The sequence below is a fragment of the Staphylococcus sp. HMSC06C11 genome, assembly GCF_001808345.1.
GTDB classification, from domain to species: domain Bacteria; phylum Bacillota; class Bacilli; order Staphylococcales; family Staphylococcaceae; genus Staphylococcus; species Staphylococcus capitis.
In genome coordinates this window covers 94,140-119,576 of the sequence record NZ_KV793030.1, presented here as the reverse complement: position 1 = coordinate 119,576, position 25,437 = coordinate 94,140, and the positions used below count along the sequence as shown (strand labels likewise).

The 25,437-nt window shown below is 32.4% G+C and carries 24 protein-coding genes; 13 read left to right on the top strand and 11 right to left on the bottom strand.

What is annotated here, in order from left to right; translation table 11 throughout:
* Nucleotide 1: 1 nt before the first annotated feature.
* The 4 genes from HMPREF3154_RS00675 to HMPREF3154_RS00660 all read right to left on the bottom strand — a co-directional run bounded on the left by HMPREF3154_RS00675 (nt 2) and on the right by HMPREF3154_RS00660 (nt 3,922).
* Entirely contained in the window at nt 2-1,444 is a 1,443-nt protein-coding gene (locus HMPREF3154_RS00675) for a PTS transporter subunit EIIC (RefSeq protein ID WP_023351273.1), read from the bottom strand.
* A gap of 12 nt (nt 1,445-1,456) precedes the next feature.
* Entirely contained in the window at nt 1,457-2,344 is an 888-nt protein-coding gene (murQ, locus tag HMPREF3154_RS00670) for an N-acetylmuramic acid 6-phosphate etherase (protein ID WP_023351274.1), read from the bottom strand.
* On the bottom strand, nt 2,316-3,392 hold the full coding sequence (locus HMPREF3154_RS00665) for a MupG family TIM beta-alpha barrel fold protein (protein ID WP_023351275.1): 1,077 nt from the start codon (nt 3,390-3,392) through the stop codon (nt 2,316-2,318). Before HMPREF3154_RS00665 ends, murQ begins: the two co-directional genes overlap by 29 nt.
* 191 nt (nt 3,393-3,583) lie before the next feature.
* Nucleotides 3,584-3,922 carry a hypothetical protein gene (locus HMPREF3154_RS00660; protein ID WP_023351276.1) on the bottom strand — a complete coding sequence of 113 codons (339 nt, stop codon included), beginning with the start codon at nt 3,920-3,922 and terminating at the stop codon, nt 3,584-3,586.
* Nucleotides 3,923-3,973: 51 nt separating this feature from the next.
* Between HMPREF3154_RS00660 and HMPREF3154_RS00655 the strand changes: the two genes are divergently transcribed.
* Nucleotides 3,974-4,720 carry a CPBP family intramembrane glutamic endopeptidase gene (locus HMPREF3154_RS00655; RefSeq protein WP_023351277.1) on the top strand — a complete coding sequence of 249 codons (747 nt, stop codon included), beginning with the start codon at nt 3,974-3,976 and terminating at the stop codon, nt 4,718-4,720.
* 23 nt (nt 4,721-4,743) lie between these two features.
* Here HMPREF3154_RS00655 and HMPREF3154_RS00650 read toward each other — a convergent pair whose 3' ends face one another.
* Complete coding sequence (locus tag HMPREF3154_RS00650; RefSeq protein WP_002432593.1) at nt 4,744-5,442, bottom strand: helix-turn-helix transcriptional regulator; 699 nt, start codon at nt 5,440-5,442, stop codon at nt 4,744-4,746.
* Nucleotides 5,443-5,908: 466 nt separating this feature from the next.
* Between HMPREF3154_RS00650 and HMPREF3154_RS00645 the strand changes: the two genes are divergently transcribed.
* The 7 genes from HMPREF3154_RS00645 to HMPREF3154_RS00615 all read left to right on the top strand — a co-directional run bounded on the left by HMPREF3154_RS00645 (nt 5,909) and on the right by HMPREF3154_RS00615 (nt 14,049).
* Nucleotides 5,909-6,697, top strand: coding sequence for an inositol monophosphatase family protein (locus HMPREF3154_RS00645; RefSeq protein WP_023351278.1), 789 nt, complete (start codon nt 5,909-5,911; stop codon nt 6,695-6,697).
* A 236-nt stretch (nt 6,698-6,933) separates the two neighbouring features.
* Entirely contained in the window at nt 6,934-7,884 is a 951-nt protein-coding gene (locus HMPREF3154_RS00640) for an LCP family glycopolymer transferase (RefSeq protein WP_023351279.1), read from the top strand.
* A gap of 290 nt (nt 7,885-8,174) precedes the next feature.
* Nucleotides 8,175-11,129: a formate dehydrogenase subunit alpha gene (fdhF, locus tag HMPREF3154_RS00635; protein WP_030063431.1), complete on the top strand. Its 2,955-nt coding sequence runs from the start codon at nt 8,175-8,177 to the stop codon at nt 11,127-11,129.
* Complete coding sequence (locus HMPREF3154_RS00630; RefSeq protein WP_002432356.1) at nt 11,129-11,596, top strand: helical membrane plugin domain-containing protein; 468 nt, start codon at nt 11,129-11,131, stop codon at nt 11,594-11,596. The genes fdhF and HMPREF3154_RS00630 overlap by 1 nt, the downstream gene beginning before the upstream one ends.
* Before the next feature lie 168 nt (nt 11,597-11,764).
* On the top strand, nt 11,765-11,986 hold the full coding sequence (locus HMPREF3154_RS00625) for a hypothetical protein (RefSeq protein WP_002443867.1): 222 nt from the start codon (nt 11,765-11,767) through the stop codon (nt 11,984-11,986).
* A 21-nt stretch (nt 11,987-12,007) separates the two neighbouring features.
* Nucleotides 12,008-12,781 carry an N-acetylglucosaminidase gene (locus HMPREF3154_RS00620; RefSeq protein WP_002432770.1) on the top strand — a complete coding sequence of 258 codons (774 nt, stop codon included), beginning with the start codon at nt 12,008-12,010 and terminating at the stop codon, nt 12,779-12,781.
* A 143-nt stretch (nt 12,782-12,924) separates the two neighbouring features.
* Nucleotides 12,925-14,049: an FAD-dependent monooxygenase gene (locus HMPREF3154_RS00615; protein ID WP_002432615.1), complete on the top strand. Its 1,125-nt coding sequence runs from the start codon at nt 12,925-12,927 to the stop codon at nt 14,047-14,049.
* 61 nt (nt 14,050-14,110) lie between these two features.
* Here HMPREF3154_RS00615 and HMPREF3154_RS00610 read toward each other — a convergent pair whose 3' ends face one another.
* The 5 genes from HMPREF3154_RS00610 to HMPREF3154_RS00590 form a co-directional block, all read right to left on the bottom strand.
* Nucleotides 14,111-15,070 (bottom strand): 2-hydroxyacid dehydrogenase family protein, encoded by a 960-nt coding sequence (locus HMPREF3154_RS00610; protein WP_002432697.1) that lies wholly within the window; start codon nt 15,068-15,070, stop codon nt 14,111-14,113.
* A gap of 138 nt (nt 15,071-15,208) precedes the next feature.
* Nucleotides 15,209-15,523, bottom strand: a complete 315-nt coding sequence (locus HMPREF3154_RS00605; RefSeq protein WP_002432642.1) for a DMT family transporter — start codon at nt 15,521-15,523, stop codon at nt 15,209-15,211.
* 2 nt (nt 15,524-15,525) lie between these two features.
* A complete protein-coding gene (locus HMPREF3154_RS00600) occupies nt 15,526-15,855 on the bottom strand; it encodes a DMT family transporter (RefSeq protein WP_002432921.1) in 330 nt (109 codons plus the stop codon).
* 190 nt (nt 15,856-16,045) lie between these two features.
* Nucleotides 16,046-16,720 (bottom strand): CHAP domain-containing protein, encoded by a 675-nt coding sequence (locus tag HMPREF3154_RS00595; RefSeq protein ID WP_023351282.1) that lies wholly within the window; start codon nt 16,718-16,720, stop codon nt 16,046-16,048.
* A gap of 327 nt (nt 16,721-17,047) precedes the next feature.
* Nucleotides 17,048-17,608 carry a DUF4870 domain-containing protein gene (locus tag HMPREF3154_RS00590; RefSeq protein WP_002432650.1) on the bottom strand — a complete coding sequence of 187 codons (561 nt, stop codon included), beginning with the start codon at nt 17,606-17,608 and terminating at the stop codon, nt 17,048-17,050.
* 351 nt (nt 17,609-17,959) lie between these two features.
* Between HMPREF3154_RS00590 and HMPREF3154_RS00585 the strand changes: the two genes are divergently transcribed.
* Together HMPREF3154_RS00585 and nhaC are read left to right on the top strand one after the other, a co-directional pair.
* Nucleotides 17,960-19,030, top strand: a complete 1,071-nt coding sequence (locus HMPREF3154_RS00585; protein ID WP_002432785.1) for an NAD/NADP octopine/nopaline dehydrogenase family protein — start codon at nt 17,960-17,962, stop codon at nt 19,028-19,030.
* 64 nt (nt 19,031-19,094) lie between these two features.
* Complete coding sequence (gene nhaC / locus HMPREF3154_RS00580) at nt 19,095-20,492, top strand: Na+/H+ antiporter NhaC (RefSeq protein ID WP_002432773.1); 1,398 nt, start codon at nt 19,095-19,097, stop codon at nt 20,490-20,492.
* 390 nt (nt 20,493-20,882) lie between these two features.
* On the opposite strand, the gene HMPREF3154_RS00575 is transcribed toward nhaC, so the two are convergent.
* Entirely contained in the window at nt 20,883-21,593 is a 711-nt protein-coding gene (locus HMPREF3154_RS00575) for a CHAP domain-containing protein (RefSeq protein ID WP_023351283.1), read from the bottom strand.
* Between the two features lie 602 nt (nt 21,594-22,195).
* Here HMPREF3154_RS00575 and HMPREF3154_RS00570 point away from each other — a divergent pair.
* Genes HMPREF3154_RS00570 through HMPREF3154_RS00560 form a run of 3 tightly spaced genes read left to right on the top strand, consistent with a single transcriptional unit; the run spans nt 22,196 to nt 25,290 of the window.
* Entirely contained in the window at nt 22,196-24,166 is a 1,971-nt protein-coding gene (locus tag HMPREF3154_RS00570) for a helix-turn-helix transcriptional regulator (RefSeq protein WP_023351284.1), read from the top strand.
* Nucleotides 24,167-24,201: 35 nt separating this feature from the next.
* Nucleotides 24,202-24,930 (top strand): transcriptional regulator, SarA/Rot family, encoded by a 729-nt coding sequence (locus tag HMPREF3154_RS00565; protein WP_002432665.1) that lies wholly within the window; start codon nt 24,202-24,204, stop codon nt 24,928-24,930.
* A 36-nt stretch (nt 24,931-24,966) separates the two neighbouring features.
* Complete coding sequence (locus HMPREF3154_RS00560; RefSeq protein WP_002432947.1) at nt 24,967-25,290, top strand: PH domain-containing protein; 324 nt, start codon at nt 24,967-24,969, stop codon at nt 25,288-25,290.
* Nucleotides 25,291-25,437: the final 147 nt, after the last annotated feature.

Below are 25,437 nucleotides of genomic sequence, written 5' to 3'. Positions count from 1 at the left end.
TTTAATCACCCATTTGATCAGAATTTCTCATTTCTTTAGTCGTGCCAAAGAAATAAGTGAAAATGAAACCTCCAGCGTAAGCAGCAAGTAAACCTGCAATATAACCGAGGTACATATGATTATCTATTAACGGTAGAAGAGAAATACCACTAGGCCCTACAGCTGTAGCACCGATATGACCAATACCACCAACAACAGCGCCACCAATACCGCCGCCAATACAAGCTGTAAAGAATGGTCGACCTAATGGTAATGTGACTCCGTAAATTAAAGGTTCTCCAATACCTAAGAAACCAACAGGTAGAGCACCTTTTAAAGTATTACGTAATTTAGTATTTTTACGACATCTAACCCATAAAGCTAATGCGGCACCGACTTGTCCAGCACCAGACATAGCTGCAATAGGTAACAGATAAGTAGCACCCGTTTTATTAATTAATTCGATATGAATTGGTGTGAAAATATGATGCAATCCTAGCATGACTAGTGGTAAGAAGAAAGCACCAATGATGAAACCACTAAATATGCCTCCTACACCAATAATCCAGTTAATGACATGCACCAATCCATCAGATATAAAGCCAGCAACTGGCATTATAATAAACAATGTTAATAAACCAATAATTAATAATGAAATAGTTGGAGTTACAATAATATCGATAGCATTTGGGACTATTTTATGTAATCTTTTTTCAATTAAACTAAGCAACCATACTGCAAATATAACGCCAATAATTCCACCTTGACCAGCGACGAGGTGTTCACCAGTAAAGATATTTTTAATTGGGTTTTCATCAGTTATACCAGTAAGTAAGGTTGCACCACCAATTACACCACCTAATCCAGGCGTAGCGCCGAACACCTTCGCTGCATTGATTCCAGTGAAGATAGCTAAGTAGGCGAGCATCCCATCTTTAATGACACTCAGCACTGAAACAACTTGTTTAAGCCAATCTCCAGATAGAGTTCCAGCTGTTAATAAGTTATTCAATATCGCTGCAATACCACCTATTAACCCGGCACCTATAAATGCTGGGATTAAAGGTATGAAAATATTAGCAATGGACTTTAAAACTTTATTCCATTTACTTTGTTTGCGATGACTTTGAAAATTCTGTTTATTTTGTCGTGCTTGTTCTTCAGCTTGCGCTTTATAGCTTTTATTTTCAGTATGAGAAGTATCATCATCTAAAGGTGCGCCACTTGTTTCAGACATATAATTTGCAACTTTGTTAACAATGCCTGGTCCAACTACAACTTGGAGGCGTTCATCTTCAACAACACCTAAAACACCATCAATACTTTTCAATTCATTGTAATTAACTTTATCGTAATCATGAATTTTAATTCGAACACGAGTCATACAATGAATAATATTATCAATATTATGATTACCACCAACGGCGTTAGTGATATCTTTAGCAAGACGTTCTTCTTTGTTCATGGAAACTCCCCCTTAAACGTTGATGGCTTGCTTGATCACTCCATTACTTTTATATAAACGCGTCTCAGCGTCTTCTTTAGTTGTATTACATAAATACATGACAACTGCCGTTTTAATATGATTTCCCGCTTCTTCATACAATGTTTGTGCATCTTGTTCATTTAAATCACATATATCTTGAATAATGGTGATTGAACGATTGACCAATTTTTTATTCGTAGGTCGTAAATCCACCATTAAGTTATCATATACTTTTCCGACCCCAATCATTGTCATTGTAGAAATCATATTTAATATGAGTTTTTGAGCAGTGCCAGATTTTAAACGAGTAGACCCTGTTAAAACTTCAGGTCCTACATTAACTTCTAAAATATGCTCTGCATAAGCACTAATTTCACTATTTGTATTACACGAAAGAGCAACAGTATCAGCATGAATATCGTTTGCATAAGTGAGGGCACCTTTAACGTAAGGTGTGCGACCACTTGCAGATATTCCAATAACAATATCATTATCATTTAGCTGAATATCTTTTAAGTCTTGTGCGCCTTGCTCGCTATCATCCTCAGCCCCTTCAACTGCGACGGTCATCGCTTTTTGACCACCCGCAATAATACCAACGACCTCTTCAGGACGTGTATTAAAAGTTGGTACACATTCAGCAGCATCTAAAACGCCAAGACGTCCACTTGTACCAGCGCCTATATAGATTATTCTTCCTCCACGATTAAAACATTGGATAGCACTAGTTATAACCTGTGATAACTGAGGAATCACTTGTTCAATGGCTTTTGGTACTTTTTGATCCTCACGATTTATTGTTAGTAGTGCATCTTGAATAGTCATTTCATCTAAATGCATCGTTTGAGTGTTACGAGTTTCTGTTGTTAAACGATTCATTGTCATTCTCCTTCGTATATGTAAATTTAAAAGTATCTCCAGGCTGAATCAGTGTTAATAATTGAAGATCTCCATCGCTCACTGTTGCAATATGGTTAATATGAGAATGTCCTTTGAGTGGTGTTTTAACGACTTGAATTTCACCTTCATATCGCCCATTTAGTTGGTTATCTACAGTGATATCCCCAATGTCTCTTTCAGTTATTCCTATAGGATCTATAGGAGTATCATTGTTAACACGTGAATATTGAGAACGTATGATATGCTCTGGTGCGTCAATGCGCGATGTATGTGTTCTTAAGACTCTCTCAGAAAATGATGGATCCAAGTCTTTAAGCTTGAGCGTAAAATGTCGACGATGCATCATATCAGACAATTGTTGAGCAATTAATAAATTGATTGCTGTGTCACCGATAATAACATGAGAGATATCTAGAGATTGTAATTCATGCGTAGCAACTAAAGGATGTGATGAACGATGTGACTCAACTGTTGGTAACCCTTTATGTAAAGGGCCTCTTAGCTCTGTTCCTGGTATAAAGGCATATATTTTTGCATGTTTATCGTAAGTTTTAATAAGTTGATTTTTATATTCAATGAAAGAATGTGAAAGACCTGTATCAGGTCGTGGATAATAATTGTGACAGTATAATAGTTGAGACTGATAATCTTGTTTGTAAATGCGCTTCAACATATCTTCTGTGATATTACTCGCATTAAGACAGCATTGGAAACCATGACTTTGAACTTCATGGATGAGTTCAACATCCAATTGATCATCAATACGTATAGAAAATGCCCCATGTGGCAATTGATTTAAATAACTGTAAAGCGTTGGATTAAGTAAAGAAGGATTAACATCAATGATATAAGTGATATTATATGATGAAAGAAGCTGACATAATTCCCCAAAATATGACAACTGATGTTGCTTGTTTTCTTCAGGGATTTGTAAAGATGTAAAGATCACATCATAACCCATAGAAGCCATGTTAAGAATATACTCTTTATCTAAAGCATTTCCTAAATATACTGAGAAGCCAAGCACATCTAACACTCCTTTTAATTACTTAATCAGTACGATTATAACGCTATTATTAAACGTTTACAATTTGAGGTATTTTTTGAATAATATAATATTAAAATTTAAAGCACATGATGTTTTAAGTTATGTGAGATTTAAATAAGTGCAATGTATCGAAACGTTGATAAACGAAATTAAAGATAAATTTATAATAATTAGGAAGTCGAAGGTTTGATTTTTAAAAGTTGTTCATGTAATAAAAGTTGTTTGATATGAATATAAAAAAGCATGTCTCCTTGTTTGATTGGTATAAGAGGGTGTTTTGATAAATGAAGAATGACATAATAGTAAGATGTTAATTCTGGTGTGGTACTTAATATTGATTTATGCGATTCTATCCAAATTTTTTCAACTTCTACTTCTTGATTAAATACGTTCAAAGTTTCTTCAAATTTGTTATGATGATTGAGTACATAATATTTAGCATTTTCAGTCAGAGAGAGCAATTTTATAATTCGTTGTTCAATGTGTCGTGTGATTTCTAAATAATTCATAATTCCTCCAATAAATTTTAAAAATGATTGAGTAATAGAAAGGAAACGTCTATGAGGCAGAAAAAAGTTAAGAAAAAATATAAATTTAGTGATATTGCGTGGAGAGATTTAAGTCTAATTGCAGTAGTATTGGTGGGACTTTTTCTATTTAGCGTTGCAGGTATGGCGCTAGGAGCGCTTTTTCTAAAACATATGTCACAGTTACAATTAGCGATGATTAGTACATTAGCGCAGTTAATGGCTTATGTTGTTGTGATATTTGTATTTTACTTTTTACACATCCATACATTTGGAGAGAGGTTTAAAAAAGGTTTACAATACTTGAAACGACGATGGTTCATTATTATTATCGCTTTTTTATTGGCGTATGGTTTGTCAAGTTTATATGAATGGTTAATGCAGTTTTTACCTAAGCATCTACAATATTCTGATACGCAAAATGAGATGGCTTTAGATCAATTGTTCAAAGTACATGCATTTATACCTTTCGCGTTTTTATTAATCGTGATTGTAGGACCTATCGTCGAAGAATTAGTGTTTAGACACATACTAATAGGAGAGTTAGGAAAGAAGTTTAATTTTATTGTAATGGGGATTATATCAGCTGTATTATTTACTTACATACATGTAACTGATGCGAAATCACCGTTTGAATTCGGAGCATACTTTATTTTAGCCATTGCTTTAGTCTCTGTGTATTTAATTTCAAAGAGAAATTTGGCAGCATCGATTAGCTTGCATATGTTAAATAATCTAGTGTCATTTATTTATACTCTATGGTCAATATTTTATAATTAGTTTAAAAACCCAGCTGATTCAAATTAACTGTTTATGTCAGCTGGGTTTAAAAATTGCTGATAGTTATCTATTGAGATATCTTGAGTTTTAATAGTTTTTTCGAATGAGTAAGAAATATCGTGTATGTCCATGATTGATAATTCACGTGTATGACCACGACCTATATCAAAGATCACTGCATGCCACTGACCATCTTTACACAATAAACCTATAAAAATAACATTTTCAGCGTGCGCTTTTCCTTCTTCAATATAATCAACAAGCATGACATTTCGTTCTGTACAGTATATTAATATATCCGAAAATAGTTGTGGTAATGAGTAATTATTACTATCTTCAAATTTAATATAATAATCCATCTTTTTTAATAGCTTACGTAATCGCGTTTGAGGTAAACCTAAACATTGTTTAATAATGGCTTGAATTTCTGTTTGATAAGGGAGAGTAGAATAAGACTGACTTTCATTTAGTGTAAGAAACAGCGCTGACAGTTGATTTTCTGTTAAAGATAAAGAAATTTTTGATTGAGCATCTTTAATTTGATAACCACCGAGTTTACCGTGTTGTGCGTACACTTTTACACCTTGTTCTTCTAAATCATCAATATCCCTTAAAATAGTACGTTTCGAAACTTTAAATAGTTTTGCAAGTTGTGAAGCGGTCATTTTATCTGAATTTTGTATAGACTGAATGATTTGATTTTGGCGTTCTAATTTATTCAATGAAAGTCACCTCCATAAACATTACATATTACATTTATTATAACATATAAGCGACAATGATGACATTTTCTTATTTTTGGTCGGTACAAAAGTGTAAAATTTCTTATTTTTCTTTTAGAAAACGCTTACAATATAAAAATCATTATGTTAATATAATATTTGTAACAGGGGGAGCGATTAGACAAAGGGGTAGAGCTATATAACAGATAGCTGTGTAATCGTTCGAGTTACATCAAAACATCTTCAATATTTATTACTTACTTTCCTTTCTATTTGTCGGCTAGCTCGTGACTAGCCGATTTTTTCTTTTTTAAAAACTTATTAATTATTGTTCCAAAATCTTGATGACTTCGTATAAAATAAATATAAGTAAATAGAGAGATTTCGATAATTAAAGTTTACTTATAATATATAACTGATTTATTAATTCTACATAAATTTATTTTATTTGGTGGTGAAACATAGGATGACAGAAAGTTTAAAGCAGATTGATCGTTTAATTTGTGATTGGTTAAAAATTGTTGATGATATTTTACCGCGTCTTATTCAAGAGATGCATACAGATACTAAAAAGGATCGTTTTGATTTAGTTACTAACGTAGACAAACAGATTCAAGACCATTTTCAAACATTCTTGTCAAATCAATTACCTGGGCATCTACTATTAGCTGAAGAAAAAAATAATGATGATATTGATCCTTATCATGGACATGTTTGGATTATGGATCCTATTGATGGTACGGCTAACCTTGTAAAGCAACAAGAAGATTATTGTATTATACTAGGATACTTTGTGGATGGAGAGCCAAAACTATCTTATATCTACGATTATCCTCATAATAAATTATATAAAGCAATAGCAGGTGAGGGAGCATATGAGAATGATTTACCGATGTTAAAGCCTGCAACATTATCCATTGAAGATGCAATATTGTCGTTTAACCCACATGTTTTAAATGATAGAACGATAAACGCACTTTTCCAAACTTCATTTAGTTATCGAATTATTGGTTCATGTGGTTTAGATTCAATTAGAGTCATTAAAGGTCAATTCGGCGCTCACATGAATACGAATCCTAAACCTTGGGATATAGTCGCTCAGTTTCTTTTTGCGCAAGAACTTAATTTGAAAATGACTAGCTTAGATGGTGGCAAAGTTGATTTTGGTAAGGGTGGCCCTTTTATAATTAGTAACCCTGGTTGTCATCAAGATGTACTGGATATTTTGAATAGCGGTAATGGCTATCAAAAATAAGTACAATTATATTAATATAATTGTATAAGTGAATTGTTAATGTCGGAGCCTTAGAAAGAGTTTCTTTTTAAGGCTTTATTATTGTCCTCAATTATAATTATGTGAGTTAAAATTCACTTTTAAGTTATTCGGAATGTATAAATGAATAGGTCTACAGATGTATAGTAAATAATTTATTTTATAATATAATTATCTATGGAATATGAATATGAAATAAATGTAAAGGAGTGGTAGGAGTGAAACGTTCAGATAAAAGAAAAATGAGCCTGCCAACTAAAATTTTACTTTGGATAGTAGGAGTATTATTTTCACTCGCTGTTATTGTAGTAATATACATCTGTGCCAAGATATTTATTACAGGGGATAAGATACATAATCCTCTAAATAGAAGCCATTCAGAGTTACGCTCAGGAAAGGTTAATTTAAAAGAAGGCGACCCTTTCACAATTGCATTATTTGGTGTGGATTCAGATGCGGAGCGAAAACATCAAGGTGGTGGAGAGCGTAGCGATACCATTATGATTTTATCAATTAATCCTAAAGAGAAAAAAACAGAACTCGTTAGTATTCCTCGTGATACTCAAGCTCAAATTGTAGGACGAGGTACGACAGAAAAAATTGCTCATGCCTATGCTTACGGAGGACCCAATATGGCGGTAAATTCTTTAGAGAAATTAATGAATGTACCAATTGACCACTATGCAACAATTGATATGGATGGATTACACGATATGATTGATACTTTAGGTGGTGTGGATGTGGTAAGTAATGACACTTTCACAATTAGTGGTTTACATTTTGTAAAAGGGCAAAAAACACATGTTGATGGGGATGCTGCAATGAGATTTATACGTAGCCGCAAGGAAGAAGGTGCTGGTGGGGACTTTGGTAGACAAGAACGCCAACAACTTGTACTTGAAGCTATGGCTAATAAAATGACAAGTCCAACATCAATAACACATTTTAATTCATTAATGAGCGAAATACAGCAAAATGTTAAAACTGATTTATCATTAAGTGATCTGAATCTTGTCAGAAAAAATTATAAAGATGCTAACGATAACGTAAACGTTCATCAACTTGACGGAGAAGGTGGTATTCAAAGTGATGGTTTATATTACTTTGTCCCAAGTGATGCTTCTAAAAATAGCAACACGCAACTACTAAGAGATAATTTAGATTTATAAAATGTATATGAGCACTGTGAGAACCATTCTCACAGTGTTTTTGTGTTTATAATGTATTTTTACAAGGTATATAAGTATTAAATGTAATAAGTAAAAGGATCATTAATTGATAATGATTTTCAAATAAGTAATTTATGAATATAAATTATTTATAAATACTTAACTTTTTGCAAGTAAAGTAATACAATTTAGATAATTCTATCTTGAAATATATGTGGGGTATTTTTCAGATAGATCTAGCTAACATGAAAAGTCTATTACGGTAAAATTAATATAAATGGGGTGAGCCTATGCAAGAACATTTGGTAGTCACACTTGATGGCACAGATTATCTTGTCGAACCAGGCACAAATTTACTTGAGTTTATCCGGTCTCGAGATACTTTCGTTCCAGCGATTTGCTACAATGAATCGATGGGGCCAATTCAAACATGCGATACATGTATGGTTGAAATTGATGGAGAAATTGCGCGTGCATGTGGCACAACAATAGACCGTCCAATGAATGTAAAAACAGATAACAACGATGTTAAATCAAGTCAAAAAGAAGCATTAGATCGTATTTTAGAAAAACATATGCTTTATTGTACGGTATGTGACTATAATAATGGAGACTGTGAAATCCATAATACTATGGATGAGTGGGGCATCCAGCATCAAACATATGAATATAAAGAAAAACCTTATGAGAAAGATTATGGTCCATTCTATCGTTACGACCCAGACCAATGTATATTATGTGGTCGATGTGTTGAAGCCTGCCAAGACATAGAAGTAAATGAAACAATAAGCATTGATTGGGATCGTGAACATCCACGTGTCATCTGGGATAATGATGTGCCAATTAATGAATCTTCATGTGTATCATGTGGTCAATGTGCAACAGTATGTCCATGTAATGCCATGATGGAAGTGAATATGGAAGGCAACGTTGGTTACATGACTGATACTGAGCCAGGGTCACTTGTAGCAATGATCGACTTAATCAAAAAATCTGAACCAGGATATGGTCCATTATTGGCACTTTCTGACTCAGAATCTGAAATGCGTAAAGAACGTATAAATAAAACTAAAACAGTATGTACATATTGTGGTGTTGGTTGTTCATTTGAAGTTTGGACAAAAGATAGAGAAATTTTAAAAGTTCAACCATCTCATGATTCTCCTGCTAATAAAATTGCATCATGTGTTAAGGGTAAATTTTCATGGGGGCACATCAACTCTGATCAACGTATTACTAAGCCATTAGTAAGGAAAGATGGTGCTTTCCATGAAGTAGAATGGGAAGAAGCACTGCAAGTGATGGCAGATAACTTTAACAATATTAAAGATCAACACGGTGCAGATAGCTTGTCATTTATTTCATCTTCTAAAGCGACGAATGAAGAGTCATATTTAATGCAAAAATTTGCTCGACAAGTGATAGGAACAAATAACGTAGATAATTGTTCACGTTATTGCCAAGCACCAGCTACGAAAGGTTTGACTCGTACAGTAGGAATCGGCGGCGACGCTGGTGGTATTGATGATTTAGAAAAGGCAGCTATGACAGTGTTGATTGGTACAAATACTGCTGAAGCACATCCTGTCATTGCTTCAAGAATGAAACGTGCTCAAAAATTATTCGGTCAAAAATCTCATGTCTTTGATATTAGAAAACATGAAATGGCTGAACGTGCAGATGAATTTTATCAACCCAAACCAGGTACTGATTTAGTATGGTTAGGCGCGGTGACAAAGTATATTATCGATAATGATTTACATGATAAGGCATTCTTAGACGAATGGGTCGATTATTTTGATGAATATTATAAATCATTAGAACCATTCACAATGGAGTTCGCTGAAGAAACAACAGGTATTCCAAAAGAACGATTAATTAAGTTCGCTCACGAAGTTGCGAAAGCTGAATCAGTTGCAATCTGCTGGGCGATGGGTATCACGCAACAAGACATCGGTAGTGATTCAAGTACAGCTATTTCTAATTTATTACTTGTAACTGGTAATTATAGAAAGCCTGGCGCTGGAGCATATCCTCTTCGTGGTCATAATAATGTACAAGGTTGTAGTGATATGGGTAGTATGCCTGACCAATTCCCTGGTTACCAGCTTGTTACTGATGATGAAATTAGAGCTAAATTCGAAAGAGAATATGGCGTAGAATTAAGTGCAACTCCTGGTCGCGATAATCATCAAATGATAGAAGGTATCCATAATGGAGACGTTCATTCACTTTATTTATATGGTGAAGACACAGGTATCGTAGATTCTAATATTAATTTTGTTCAAGCAGCTTTTGAGAAATTAGACTTCATGGTTGTACAAGATGAATTCTTAACATTCACTGCTACTTATGCTGATGTGGTATTACCTGCAAGTCCTTCTCTAGAAAAAGATGGTACATTTACCAACACGGAACGTCGTGTGCAACGTTTATATAAAGCGTTAGATTCACTGGGGGATTCTAAACCAGACTGGGAAATATTCCAACTTATTGCTAATAAATTAGGCGCAGATTGGGATTATAGTCACCCTGGAGAAGTGATGGATGAAATCGCTCGACTTACTCCGTCATATGCAGGTGTAAGCTACGACCGTTTAGAAGGTTTTAATAGTCTTCAATGGCCTGTAGATAAAGATGGGAAAGATTCTCCAATTCTTTATTTAGATGGATTTAACTTTGAAAATAAAAAGGCAAAGCTTTATCCATTAACATTTGATAATTTCTTCAAAGAAGATGAAGTTTATGATATTCATGTTAATAATGGTCGTTTACTTGAACATTTCCATGAAGGTAACATGACTTATCAAACTGAAATGATTAGATATAAAGTACCACATCCATTTGTTGAGATTTCACCAGAACTAGCACAAGATCGTGATATACATGAAGGTGCTGAAATCAAATTGATTTCAGAAACTGGTGAAGCAACGTTGGTAGCTCATATTACAGATAGAGTTAAAGGTAAAGAAATCTATATTCCACTTAATAATGATGCTTTAGAAAATGGAGATATGGGAGCAATTAACTTACTCACAAATAGTGATGTAGATAAATACACTGATACACCGTCATACAAGCGAACAAATGCACGCATGGAGGTTATATCTAAACGTGGTAAGTCACCATTAAATCCAACTAACTTCCGTGTTGATAAACATCGTCATCCTCAATATAGTGTTCAAGTACAGAAAAAATGGAATCGTTCTGATTACGTATTCCCAGGGAAGCAGAGTGATAAATAATGGCTGAAAGAATTACTGAAATTAAACGTCTAAAAAAGTCACCTGAGCAAATAAAGAATGAAAATTTAAACGAAGTCCTTGATGCTATTGCTGAGAATAAAGATAGCATTCTTAAAGCAATCCGTTTAATTCATACTTTAGATGAAGCGAAAATTTTAGATGCACTCAATGGTGGATTTAAAGCACGACAAGTAATTATCAATAAGTTTGCAGTGGAGTTAAATAAGGATATTTACACAGGATTATTATCTAATATGGCACAAATGGTCTTTTTACTTGGTGACTTAAATGTGAAAGATTTAAGTGAAATGCTTAATCGTCTTAACAAAGGTCTTCATGTTGCAAACCAAGCAAGTCCTAATGCACGTACATCTATTAGAAACTTAATGGGTATCCTTAAAGATGACGACATGAATCGTAGTTTAACTTACATGCTTAATTTACTTAAGGGCATGTCACGAGAATAAAATCATATCAATGATTATGTGAGCATAGGGGCGAAGAAGCATTCTATAATGACTTCCGAGCCTCTATTTTAATATCGCATATCTATAAATTTTCATGTATGATGAAATGTATATTGAAAAGTTTAAATAAAGGAGTGAAGTCGTATCAATCCTAATATTTTGAAAGCCATGGCAATCACTTCCAATGTCTTATTAGTTATTGGTATTGTATTTCTAATTATGCTAAAACTTATGCTTGCAATAGCATTCTTCGCAGTATCTTTAGCTATTAGTCTAGTCATATTTAATGTCATGTTTAGAGATCGCACAGGTATGAAGATTGCAATCAATGTATCATTCTTTATTGTTGTCATTGCAATTGTTATCGCATATTTCGTTTTATCAAAATAAAGCTTTGGGAGTTAGATAACAATGAAGAATACTAGATTTCGTATAACGACAATCTTAATAATAGCTATTTTAGTAATATTTGGAATTCTATTCCTCATTTTTGATACTAATCTTTTCAAAAATGATATCAAATATACTTTTAATGAAGCTGTAGAAAGACAGATAGGTGAAGGTACGCTAAATACTAAAGAGAGAGATGGAAAGTTTGTCAATGCGAAAGAAAAAGATGTTGAACAAGCCATGAGTATTAGCCATGGAGACAATCCGTTGAAATATATGGATATTTCTGAAAAAGTGCCTATGTCTGAATCAGAAGTCAATCATATTTTAAAAGGTAAAGGTATTCTTGAAGATCAAGGCCATACCTTTATAAAAGCTCAAGATAAATATGAAGTTAATATTATTTACTTAATAAGTCATGCATTAGTAGAAACTGGGAACGGGAAATCAGAACTTGCTAAAGGCGTTAAGGATGGAAGTCATAGATACTACAACTTTTATGGAATTGGCGCTTTCGATGAAAATGCTGTCCATACTGGTAAAAGCTATGCTAAACAACAATCCTGGACTACACCTAGTAAAGCAATTATGGGTGGCGCATCTTTCGTACGTAATCATTATTTTGAAAATAATCAACTTAATTTATATCAAATGCGTTGGAATCCACAGAATCCTGGGCAACACCAATATGCGAGTGATATTAAGTGGGTAGACAATATTGCTGATATGATGAAAAAATATTATGACAACTTTGGTATTAAAAAAGAAAATATACGAAAAAAATACTATAGATAGCAATGAGGTTAGCACATGGTCATCAATGTCGCTAACCTTATTTAGATATGTAAAATTTACCATTAAAAGTGTGACGACAAACTTTTAAACAACTAAACATATGATAAAATATTAACGAATGATAAATTTGAGGTGTAAAAACAATGAAAGTTGCAATTGTAGGCGCAGGAATTGGTGGTTTGACTGTCGCTGCATTATTAGAAGAGCAAGGTCATGAAGTGAAAATTTTCGAGAAGAATAATTCAATTAGTGAAGTAAGTGCAGGGATAGGAATAGGGGATAATGTACTAAAAAAATTGGGTAATCATGATCTTCAAAAGGGCATTAAAAACGCTGGTCAAAATCTAACAGCTATGAATGTATATGATGAACGTGGGCGCGAATTAGTGTCCGCTAAATTAAAAAATAATACTTTAAATGTAACGTTAGCGCGTCAAACTTTAATAGATATTATTCAATCATATGTTAAGTCTTCTTCAATATATACTAATCATTTAGTGACTGGTTTAGAACAAACAAATTCTAAAGTAACAGTTCACTTTTCAGCACAAGAAAGTGAAGCATTTGATTTGTGTATCGGAGCAGATGGCATTCACTCAAATGTAAGGGAAGCTGTTGGTGCCTCTACCAAGTTGATTTATCAGGGCTATACTTGCTTTAGAGGAATCGTTGATGATGTCAATCTTAAAGATGAACATGTAGCTAATGAATATTGGGGTGCAAAGGGAAGAGTTGGTGTTGTTCCATTATTAAATAACCAAGCTTATTGGTTCATTACGGTTCCAGCTAAAGAAAGGGATCCTAAATATCAAACATTTGGTAAACCGCATTTACAAGCATATTTTAATCATTTTCCAAATGAAGTACGACAAATACTTGATAAGCAAAGTGAGACGGGCATATTATTAAATGACATTTATGATATGAAACCTTTAAGAACCTTTGTATATGGAAGAACAATTTTATTAGGAGATGCTGCCCATGCTACTACGCCAAATATGGGGCAAGGTGCTGGACAAGCGATGGAAGATGCAATCGTTTTAGTCAATTGCTTGGAAGCTTATGATTTCGACAAAGCACTTGAACGATATGATAAATTACGTGTTAAGCACACTGCCAAGGTAATTAAGCGATCAAGAAAAATTGGAAAGGTTGCACAGAAACGTAATAAATTAATTGTGAACGTACGCAATTCAATTATGAAAATGATGCCTAACGCATATGCATCATCACAAGCAACATTTTTATATAAATCAAAAGAAAAATAATTAAAGGTGAGCGGACGACATTAAATGTTCCGCTCACTTTTTGTACGTTCAGAGTGATATATTATTTTCGATTTACGACGAATTGTGGTTCTTCACCATTTAATTTTTTAATTGCATCATTAGCAACGATTTTAGCCATCATATCTCTAGCTTCATATGTCGCATTACCGATATGTGGTGTAAGAACAATATTTTTAAACGATTTGAGCTCATCTGTTATCTCAGGTTCGAACTCATATACATCTAGGGCAGCGCCTTCGATTTCTTTATTTTCAAGCGCTTGTACAAGTGCTTGTTCATTGACGATAGGTCCTCGACCAGCGTTAACTAGATATGCTGTGGATTTCATCTGTTTAAATTGTTCACTATCAATTAAATGATGAAGGTCAGGATTATAAGCCGCATTAATAGTAATGAAGTCTGCATTCTCTAATAAAGTATCTAAATCTACATATTTAGCACCGATTTCTCTTTCTTTTTCTTCTTTACGGTGTGGGCCTGTATATAATACATCCATATCAAATGCACGTGCACGTTTGGCAACAGCACCACCAATTTCTCCTAAACCAATAATTCCAATTGTCTTGCCTGAAACTTCTCTTCCACGGAAAAATAGAGGCGCCCAGCCGTCAAAGCCTTTAGTTCTTGATAATTCATCACCTTCAACAATTCGACGGGCAACGCTAAGTATCAAGCCAATTGTTAAATCAGCAGTGGCATTTGTGGATGCTTTAGGTGTGTTAGTCACATCGATATCTTTTTCCCTTGCATAATCGACATCAACATTATTGAAACCAGCGCCATAGTTAGTAATAATTTTAAGATTTTTACCGCTATCTATTACGTCTTTATCCACATTAGTAGAGAGTAAACTTACTAAAGCAGTGGCATCTTTAACGCCTTCTTTTAAAGTTTCTTTATCAATAATTCCCTCGCCATCGTACATCTCAACTTCAAAATGTTCTTTCAATAAGTTTAATCCTACTTCAGGAATTGCGCCTGCGATATATACTTTTTCCATAATTATCACTCCTTCTTTATTAATAGTATAGTAAAAGAAGAAAGCGCAAACAATAGAAAGCGTTCAACCACATTAAGATTAAAATAGCTTGGCTAATGGCAGTATATAAGATTCTTATGAACTATTTCACTATATAAATTAGCCAATCAAACGTAATCCGACTACAGCTACAAGTATCATTAAAATGCAAATAATTCGACTAAAGTGTTTCGATTCTTTATAAAATAACATGCCGATTATGGTACCGCCTGCGGTTCCTATACCTGTCCAAATAGCATAAGCTGTGCCCATAGGTATTTCATGCATGGCAAGTTTTAAAGTGCTAAAGCTTAAAATAAAGGCAAGGCCAAGTAATATGATGAATAATTTATTTTGTGTACGTGATAATTCATTCAGTAGTACCACACCGAGTATTTCTAAGCTTCCGGCTATTAAAAGAAAAATCCACGCCATCGTTATTGACCTCCTTCTTCATTTTCATTAGTAGTGAGTTTTAAGCCTATAATACCTGCAATAAGAATTATGATTAATATAAGCTTGGTAGGTGTAAAGGGTTGATTGAAGAAAATCATATCTACAAGTACCGTACCTACAGCACCTATACCTACAAAAAAAGCATAGACGGTACCTACTGGTAAATGCTTAGATGCATCAATGACAAGATAGAAACTGAGGGCAATAAAAAAGAGGGTAACAACCCAACTTAATAAAGAATGCGCATTATCTAAACCTGTAACCCAGATGATTTCTACAAATCCAGCTATAATTACCTTCAGCCATTGCATTATCAATTGCCTCCAATTTAAAGTGATATCACTATTTTCTCAAATAAGTGATAGTGTAGCAATATTTAAAAATTGACGTAGTAGTTAAGTATTAATTTAGTATATTGAATTAAAAACCCGTCAAGTTACTTAGATATAAATCGCAACTTTGACGGGAGTTAGAGCTATAAGATAGTTGAAAATATAGTGTTTAGTCGAGATGAATGTAATTGTAAGAACTTGCTTCACTTGATGAGATTGTACGTGTATCTACAACATATGGTCCACCATTATAATTCATTTCTGATACAGTAACTGAACCATCACTACCAACACTCTCTACATAAGCAACATGTCCATATGCACCTGCAGATGATTGAAGAATTGAGCCTTTTTCTGGAGTATGATTAACAGTATAACCAGCTGATTGAGCTGATGTTGCCCAGTTATTTGCGTTACCCCAAGTTGAACCTATCTTACCTCCAACTTTATCATAAACATACCAAGTACATTGACCAGCTGTATATAAGTTTCCTGAAGAAGACGTTGTCTTAGTTGAAGTAGTAGATGAGCTGCTTGAATTAGAGTTTGATGAGGAGTTTAAGTCAGCTGATGTTGTAATTGTATTTTTAAAAGTGTGTGTGCGTATATTTTGATTTAAGCTATGCTGGTCCTTGTAGTAGTTAAATGGACGTTGTGGGTGATTGTTAAAATGCTTCAATTGAGTATCATGTTCTTGAAAACCATTGTTCATGGGATTGTGAGAATGTTGATTCCACTGTTGATTACCATGACTATTTTCTGCAGCATGTGCGTTTGTCGTAGTTCCAAATAAAGATGCACCAATACCTGCTGTTAATGTCGTAATTGTAACTAATTTTTTCATAATTAAAAGTCCTCCCAAAAATAAAACAATAATATGATATATCTTAAAGGTGTAGCGACCAATGAGTAAGAATATATCATTTTATGTTATTTATTCGTCATCTTTGACGACACAACAACTCTAACAAAATATTTTATGTTTGTGATTGATGTTACGCTTTCGTAAACCAATTAAAAAAACCTTGACCATCGTTGTAATAAACGTTAGTCAAGGTTACAGTGTGTTACAAAACTTCAATGAAGCACTGTTCTTAAAATTAAATAGGTTTTGTTGTTTAAAAACTTAAGCTTTTGTTACAGGTTATTGTAATAAAATAAGACCTAACTTTTATTTTATGATAGGGATGCTGAATGGTATTTTATAGGTTTTGCCTGAAAAATACTTAACGCATCCAATAATAGTACATACTATACTAATAATTGATAAAACAAGTAAGGCAAGAGTGAGAATTAACATACAAATTAATGCAAAAATTTGAATACCTGTATTATTATCACTCAAGGTTGATATGAAAAGAAAGCCATAGACTAAAATCACTGCAACTACAGAATATATAAAATAAGAAATGTAGTAATTTAGATATGTCTTTCCAGCTGTATCTATAAGTTTAGAATCTTTTCGTTTTACTAACCATATGACAAGTGGACCAATAAAACTTGTAAATAAACCTAATAGATAAATTAACATTGACATTAATCGCTCGTCTTGCTCTTCATCTTTTGCGATTTGATTGTTTTCTTGTGAAGTATACTGATTGCTTCTATTATATTGTTGGTAATCACTATTTTGATTAGATTGGTTTCGTTCACTATTTAAGTTTTGAGATGACATTTGACCTTCTGAAGTTGTTTCTGAATGATCAAAACGATGATTTTCACTATTATTCATAATGAATAGCCTCCGAATTTATTATTTATATACATAATACACATATTACTATATCAAAATAGAATATATTATTAAATGATAAATTTAAATTTTCAACTTTAAATATTGAATAAGTTTAAAAAATGGTTTATTCGGTTATATAGTATTGTTATTATACAGAAGAAGTCATGTTTTTGAGTAAGTGAATGGCTTTGACTCATACTTATTAAACACGTTATTTATAGTTATCGCGGGGCGGGCCGCAGAATTCTTCCTATACGATTGATGAATTCAGACCCACTCCTTTTTTATTGGATTATTTAAATTAACAAACATGAACGCAACTATTTTAATGAAGAAAGAAGGAAAATTATGAAAATAGCTATTGTAGGTTCAGGTAATGGTGCAGTAACTGCGGCTGTCGATATGGTAGACAAAGGTCATGACGTAAGATTGTATTGTCGTAACGAGTCAATTGAAAAATTTAATGCTGCTTTCGAAAAAGGCGGTTTTGATTTTAATAATGAAGGACAAGAAAAATTTATACCTTTCACAAATATTAGTGATGATATTGAATATGTTCTAGAAGATGCAGATATAGTTCAAGTCATTATTCCATCATCCTTTATTGAATATTATGCTAAAGTCATGTCTCATTTTGTGACAGATAAACATCTTATCTTTTTCAACATAGCTGCTTCTATGGGATCTATTCGTTTTATGAACGTTTTAGAGGATCGTCACATTGATGTACACCCTAATTTTGCTGAAGCCAACACGCTTACTTATGGTACACGTGTTGATTTTGAAAATGCGCGAGTAGATTTATCACTTAATGTACGTAGAGTATTTTTCTCAACATTTGATAGAAGTGAATTAAATGATAGTTACGAAAAAGTATCACAAATTTATGAATATCTAGTTAAAGAGGAAAGTCTGTTAAAGACAAATCTAGAGAATGGTAACCCAGAAGTACACCCGGGTCCTACTTTACTAAACGTAGGTCGAATAGATTATGCTGAGAATTTCTCATTATATAAAGAAGGGATAACTAAACATACAGTTCGATTATTACATGCGATTGAACTTGAACGATTGAATTTAGGGAGAAAATTAGGGTTTGAGTTATCTACAGCAAAAGAATCTCGTATTCAAAGAGGTTATTTAGAACGACAAGATGAAGATGAACCTTTAAATCGTCTATTTAATACGAGTCCAGTATTTTCTAAAATACCGGGACCTAACCATGTAGAAAATAGATATTTAACTGAAGATATCGCTTATGGATTAGTCTTATGGTCTAGTTTAGGGAGAGTTATAGATGTACCAACACCTAATATTGATGCGGTTATAGTTATCGCATCAACAATTCTCGAACGAGACTTCTTTGAAGAAGGGTTGACAATAGAAGAATTAGGTTTAGAAAAATTAGATTTAGAATAAAAATTTAATCACAAGTTTACGAAAAGAGGTTTTGCATCAAAAACTGCTGAAGGGAGCATTTAATATGACGCATAAGTATAGGAAACCCACATTTTTGGAGTCCTTATCTACGATTATATTTATGGTAATAGTGGTAGTAATAGGATTTATCTTCTTTAATATACCTATTCAGATATTATTATTAATATCATCAGCTTATGCTGCATTTATTGCATATCGAGTTGGGTTAAGATGGGAAGATTTAGAAGAAGGTATAACTAAGAGGCTTACTACAGCTATGCCTGCTATTTTTATCATTTTAGCCGTAGGGATTATAGTTGGCAGTTGGATGTTTTCTGGAACAGTGCCAGCATTGATTTATTATGGCTTAAAGTTCTTAAATCCGAGTTATTTTTTAGTTTCTGCATTTATCATTAGTGCAATTACTTCGGTCGCTACAGGTACAGCTTGGGGGTCAGCATCTACAGCAGGTATAGCATTGATTTCAATTTCAAATCAGTTAGGCGTAGCGCCTGGTATGGCTGCAGGTGCAATTATTGCAGGCGCAGTGTTTGGCGATAAAATGTCGCCTTTATCAGATACAACTAATTTAGCCGCATTAGTTACTAAAGTGAATATCTTTGCTCATATCAAATCAATGATGTGGACAACAATTCCTGCATCCATCATTGGCATGATTGTGTGGTTCTTTGCGGGATTGCATTCAAAAGGTCATACGAATCCTAAACAAATACAGACATTACTCCATGAGTTAGATAAAGTTTATAACATTAATTTAATTGTATGGATTCCTTTAGTTGTAATTGCGGTTTGTTTATTCCTAAGAGTCTCTACAGTACCATCCATGCTCATTTCTAGTTTAAGTGCTTTAATTGTTGGAACATTTAATAATCATTTCAATATAGTTGATGGTTTGAAAGCAATGTTTGAAGGTTTTAATCATAGTATGGTAAATCAATCACACTTATCTAAGAATGTGACCACTTTAATAGAACAAGGTGGTATGATGAGCATGACAGAAATTATTGTTACTATTTTTTGTGGCTATGCCTTTGCAGGTATTGTAGAAAAAGCAGGATGCTTAGATGTCATGTTAAATACTGTATCTAAAGGTGTAAAATCAGTTGGAACTCTTATACTTATTACAGTGGTTTGTAGTTTGATGCTTGTTTTTGCAGCAGGTGTTGCTTCTATTGTAATTATCATGGTTGGTGTGTTAATGAAAGAAATGTTTGAAAAGATGAATTTATCAAGATCGGTATTATCTCGAACACTTGAAGATTCAAGCACTATGATTTTACCACTTATTCCATGGGGAACTTCAGGTATATATTATTCACACCAATTAAATGTGTCAGTAGGAGATTTCTTTATTTGGACAGTACCTTGTTACTTGTGTGCACTAATAGCAATTACTTACGGTTTTACAGGTATAGGTATAAAGAAATTAAATAAAAGTTAAGTTTAATATTTTTACAGAGTGGAATATACTAAATATGTTGAAACAATATACATAGATATAACTTGTAGCGATTATATCTAGTGTTGGTTTTAGCATATTAATATCCTTCTATATAGTGATTGTATTTATTTTGTAGCGGAATAAATACTTGACTGTATGTAACGAATTCTTTTATACATCTTAATTATCAATTTTAAAATGATATAGAAAGACTAAACAAGAACATTTGAATTTGTTTTAGAAAAAACTATTTTTAGCCTATTACTTTCTAAGTAATAGGCCTTTTTTATGTTTAATTATTTTTAAATTGATAGGGCATTCAATGAATAAAAAAAGCATTCATACCTAAAATGGAATGAATGCTTGACGTTAATAAATATAATTGCATTATTAGTGAATATAATTATAAGAAGCAGCTTGACTAGCTGAGATAGTACGTGATGTTACAACACCTACACCGTGGCCATAGTTCATTTCTGAAACAGTAATTGAACCATTGCTGTTGACACTCTCAACATAGGCAACGTGACCAAATGCACCTTGTGAAGTTTGTAAAATCGCACCTTGTGAAGGTGAGTTATTTACTGTATATCCTGCTGAAGCGGCAGCGTTTGCCCAGTTATTAGCGTTACCCCAAGTAGAGCCGATTTTTCCACCAACTTTATCATATACATAGTATGTACATTGACCTGAAGTATATAAGTTACCACCTGCTGAAGATGCGTTTGATAATGACACACCATTTGAAGATGGAGCAGAAGTTGTTGTTACATGTACGTTACGACTTGTTGAAGAATAGTTAGCACCTAAGCCACCAGTTTGGTTATTAGAATTACTATAATTACTGCTATTGTAATTATTATTTGAGTAGTTACTGTAACTATAATTGTTATGAGAATTTAAACGATCTGGGCTCCAGTTACCTTTCCAAGTATAGTGGTAATCTCCTTGTTGATCGATAGTGTATGAGTAACTATATGAAGTTGGATCATTTGGATTATAACCACCATTATTTTGTTCTGCTGCGTGAGCATCGTTGTGTGCAAAAGCGAAAGTAGCGATTCCCGCAGTTGCGATTGTAGCTGTAGCGATTTTTTTCATTGTTAAATATCCTCCTGAGAATTAAATTATCTTTTTTATTTAATAGTCATGTGACCAATGAGTTACTAATTTCTTTCGTTCTTTTTTAACGACAAGCAATACTTTATCAGAAAAAAGTATGCTTGTGTGGCTTGTTAACGTTTTGTAATTTTTTGCTAATATTGTTACACGGTTTGTTATAATCCAACATTTTAGTCGAATCTGTTGGAAAACGATTATGACGGCATTTTATTTTTGTTTGAATTAAAAAATATATTTTGTTGTTACAACACTGTAAATTTACAGAAAATTCTTTAAAGCAAATGTATTTAAATATTTATTGAATTATATATTGAATAAACTAGATGATGTTTGCCTGTTCAATAAATCGTTTGTGTGGATATTGAAAGATTTATTAAGGATATTAATCGAAAAATATTAGGTAAAGCTATTTAAATTAAAAAGAAAATTGATATAATATTAATCTAATTTGCTACAGCTAAAAATTTAAAGATTGTATAATTAAGAATGAAATATAGATGTTGTCTAGTTAAATTTAGTTTTTAACAATCGGGGAGAATTTTAATAAACAAAAACACAATACTACATCGTGAGGCAGACATATGAGAGAGAATTATTCGATACGTGTTTTTAATCAATTAGCTATTAAAACAACTAAAGCATTAAATGTAAGAGTATTCTATTGTTTACAAGGTAAGAGTGAGTTAACTATTAATTTGAACAAGTATGAATTAATTAAAGATGAAATTGCATTCGTACTTTTAAATGATACATACTCATTTAAAAGTGAAAATGATTCAATTTGCTGTGTTATTGATATACCTTATGATTCATATCTTAGAATTGCGAATAACTCAATGTTATCTAATGGTCTAAAAATAAATAAAAATGAGCAAGAAAGAGTTAAATTTTGGATAATAAAGTTATTGGAATTACATACTCTAAAAAAAGCTTACAAAACAGAGGCCAATAAATTAATTCTGTATTTAATTGTTGAACTAAGTCATTTTGAGAATACTGACCACCCATTTAATCAAAAAATGTACATTTCAGAAGAAGTTCATGAATATTTAGTTAATCACCATGAAAATAAAATAAATAAGCAAGACTTAGCTAATGCAGTTCAGTTATCTAATCAAACACTTACAAGTATGTTTAAAGAAACGCCCTTTCAAACATTTAACCAATACCTTAACCATCTACGTTTAAAGTTTTGTCTAAATGATATTTTAACTACACGTCGACCTATAGAAGAGATAGCAATTGATCATGGCTTCCACCATTATTCTCGATTTATACAATTATTTAAAGATACTTATGGTAACACACCTAAATTAATTAGAAGAGATTATATAGCAACGTCTATCTTCCAAAATAAATCTGAAGAAATTGATTTAAATCGACATATTCTAAAGTCTCTAAGTGAATTCAGAGAAGAAACTTCACTTGAAATAGAAGAGCGTACAATTAGAGTGGCAGAAAGTAACAATATATATCAATCACCGGACTTTTATATTGAACATATTAACAATAATTATTTTGACCAATGTTCATTTCTAAACATGAAAAGAGCACTAAATATCAATAAAGGAAATGTACATTATATAGTAGATTTAAATTATAAAGATATATTTAAAGATAGAGAGTCGTTTATAAAAGAGTTGTTACAACTTCTTCAATTTATATCTGATTTAAATATGCATCCTATATTTAAAGTATCAACTTCAAGGCCAGATGTATTTAACTCATCAGAGAAAATGTCATTTCATCAAGCATTGGAAGTATTATTTATATTTTTGCGTCAATTTAATCATTTTCAATTAGGGTTTTTAATAGAAGAAGTTAAGTGTAGTTTAATCCACCAGTTACAACAATCTATTAATAAGTATTTTGATGATTATCAATTGATTTATCGAGTAAAACCTGGCCAATATGAAGAGTTAGGTTTAGCGCGAATAGTAAATGATGTGGATAAAATAATGATACCGATTAACTTATTAGAGGACCTCGATATTCATCAGTCTAAAATAATTATTGAAGTAGACCAATTAATAAAAAATAAGGAAAAACTACTAAATATACAAACAATTGATTATATAAGATTATTAATGAATCAATATGATAAAGTGAGTGGTTTATCGTTACCTTATTTAGAAAAATATGTGGTAGTTAATATAGCTCAACAAGAGCCGAATGCATTCCAGTTAGTATCTTATGTAATCAGTATGTTAAACCAACTGAGAGGCGAAATAGTTTATAGAAATAACCAGATGGTAATGACTCGATATAAACACGAGTATCAAGTAATTACATATTTTTTAAATATCAAATCAAAGATGAATGTGAATCAATATCGATTAATTTTTTCAGATATTAAACAACTCAACCATGCAGAGGTAGAGTATTTCGATATTCAAAGGTATGCGATAAGTGAGAACAATAGTCTGGACAATCTAATGCTTTATCATCAACACCATTGGTTAGCAAAATTAAATTTCAAAGAAATTTCAACATCTTCGATAGAAATTCCTAAAGATAGTATTGCCCATATTAAATTTCTTATTTCATTGTAGAGCGTGGTTGGTTGCTAAGAGAGGATTGTCATCATATGCATCAACAGAAGATTAAAAGTTTTCTAGCTCACTTTGTATTAGATCACATTTCGATAGAATATTTGAGAGTTTCCTATAATTTAACGGTGGAACAATTAAAATTATTACAATTCATATACCATTTTACTGAGAAACATAAAGAAGGATTAAGTTTGAATGCTATTATCTTTTATAGAAATTATTCAAAAAACCATCTTCTTAAATTAATAAATCAACTATATGATTTTAATTGGCTCACTAAAAAACGTGATCCGCTTGATCAACGACGATTAATCATTTGTCTATCAGCAGTGCAACATGAAAAAATAGCCCTTATGTTTGAGGATTTTAAATCATTTTTAGAATTAAAATCTAAATCCATCGCTTACATTAATCAACATACTGCACTTCCTTATTATTTAAATTGTCATGACCAATTTGAAAGCATTGAAAAAGTGCCATCTCAAGACCAGCTATCTTTAGAAGAGTTATATATATTAGGGCTACTGATTATTAATAATGAACCATCCACTTATAAAAATATTAAAGCTCATTTATTAAAAGGGGTTGTTACAGTCAGCCCTATCATCAAAAAATTGTATGCCAAAGGATATATTAATAAAAGTAGAAGTACTGAAGATGAGAGAAATATTGTTTTAAGTGTTAATGAAGAAAAAGTGGACTACATTAAATCAACCATTAGTGAATGTTACAATAGCTTGGAAACGGGAATAGAACGACTATAAAACAAAATTGATTTGATAAAGTAAGGAGAATAGATAATGATTTTAGATAATGTAAATCCTGACGATTTGTTCCCAACAGAAAAGAAAGGACCTTCTGTTTTAGGTATCATTGAATACAATGTACAGGGGCAAAGTGAATTTGAAGGGGCATTCATTGCTACTAATGAACGTTTGATTATGAATGTAGATATGAATGGTCAATTCTATTATAGAAATATTAGATATGATGAAGTAAATCAAGTGGAATTTGATGGCAAAGATATTATGTTTGAATTTAATATCGGTAAAGTGCCTATGAAACAAATTAAAACTGAAGATGTTCAAGCATTTGTAGATTATGTTAAACAGAAAATTCAATAACTAGTATATGCTCAGTTATTCATTAATACTCCAAAATATTGGTATGCTTATGAACAGTAAAGAATAGTATACAATAAAAACCACTCTTGTCGACTATGCGATAAAGCTAATTAAACTGATAGGAATTATATAAAATTTTAAAATTAC

What these genes read in the sequence shown, in the direction of transcription:
- HMPREF3154_RS00620 (WP_002432770.1), top strand. Translation starts at nt 12,008, where the DNA reads ATGAAGAATACTAGATTTCGTATAACGACAATCTTAATAATAGCTATT.
- HMPREF3154_RS00595 (WP_023351282.1), bottom strand. Translation starts at nt 16,720, where the DNA reads ATGAAAAAATTAGTTACAATTACGACATTAACAGCAGGTATTGGTGCA.
- HMPREF3154_RS00645 (WP_023351278.1), top strand. Translation starts at nt 5,909, where the DNA reads ATGACAGAAAGTTTAAAGCAGATTGATCGTTTAATTTGTGATTGGTTA.
- HMPREF3154_RS00560 (WP_002432947.1), top strand. Translation starts at nt 24,967, where the DNA reads ATGATTTTAGATAATGTAAATCCTGACGATTTGTTCCCAACAGAAAAG.
- HMPREF3154_RS00575 (WP_023351283.1), bottom strand. Translation starts at nt 21,593, where the DNA reads ATGAAAAAAATCGCTACAGCTACAATCGCAACTGCGGGAATCGCTACT.
- HMPREF3154_RS00590 (WP_002432650.1), bottom strand. Translation starts at nt 17,608, where the DNA reads ATGAATAATAGTGAAAATCATCGTTTTGATCATTCAGAAACAACTTCA.
- fdhF (WP_030063431.1), top strand. Translation starts at nt 8,175, where the DNA reads ATGCAAGAACATTTGGTAGTCACACTTGATGGCACAGATTATCTTGTC.
- HMPREF3154_RS00630 (WP_002432356.1), top strand. Translation starts at nt 11,129, where the DNA reads ATGGCTGAAAGAATTACTGAAATTAAACGTCTAAAAAAGTCACCTGAG.
- murQ (WP_023351274.1), bottom strand. Translation starts at nt 2,344, where the DNA reads ATGAATCGTTTAACAACAGAAACTCGTAACACTCAAACGATGCATTTA.
- HMPREF3154_RS00625 (WP_002443867.1), top strand. Translation starts at nt 11,765, where the DNA reads ATGGCAATCACTTCCAATGTCTTATTAGTTATTGGTATTGTATTTCTA.
- HMPREF3154_RS00600 (WP_002432921.1), bottom strand. Translation starts at nt 15,855, where the DNA reads ATGCAATGGCTGAAGGTAATTATAGCTGGATTTGTAGAAATCATCTGG.
- HMPREF3154_RS00675 (WP_023351273.1), bottom strand. Translation starts at nt 1,444, where the DNA reads ATGAACAAAGAAGAACGTCTTGCTAAAGATATCACTAACGCCGTTGGT.
- HMPREF3154_RS00610 (WP_002432697.1), bottom strand. Translation starts at nt 15,070, where the DNA reads ATGGAAAAAGTATATATCGCAGGCGCAATTCCTGAAGTAGGATTAAAC.
- nhaC (WP_002432773.1), top strand. Translation starts at nt 19,095, where the DNA reads ATGACGCATAAGTATAGGAAACCCACATTTTTGGAGTCCTTATCTACG.
- HMPREF3154_RS00565 (WP_002432665.1), top strand. Translation starts at nt 24,202, where the DNA reads ATGCATCAACAGAAGATTAAAAGTTTTCTAGCTCACTTTGTATTAGAT.
- HMPREF3154_RS00605 (WP_002432642.1), bottom strand. Translation starts at nt 15,523, where the DNA reads ATGGCGTGGATTTTTCTTTTAATAGCCGGAAGCTTAGAAATACTCGGT.
- HMPREF3154_RS00570 (WP_023351284.1), top strand. Translation starts at nt 22,196, where the DNA reads ATGAGAGAGAATTATTCGATACGTGTTTTTAATCAATTAGCTATTAAA.
- HMPREF3154_RS00655 (WP_023351277.1), top strand. Translation starts at nt 3,974, where the DNA reads ATGAGGCAGAAAAAAGTTAAGAAAAAATATAAATTTAGTGATATTGCG.
- HMPREF3154_RS00660 (WP_023351276.1), bottom strand. Translation starts at nt 3,922, where the DNA reads ATGAATTATTTAGAAATCACACGACACATTGAACAACGAATTATAAAA.
- HMPREF3154_RS00615 (WP_002432615.1), top strand. Translation starts at nt 12,925, where the DNA reads ATGAAAGTTGCAATTGTAGGCGCAGGAATTGGTGGTTTGACTGTCGCT.
- HMPREF3154_RS00585 (WP_002432785.1), top strand. Translation starts at nt 17,960, where the DNA reads ATGAAAATAGCTATTGTAGGTTCAGGTAATGGTGCAGTAACTGCGGCT.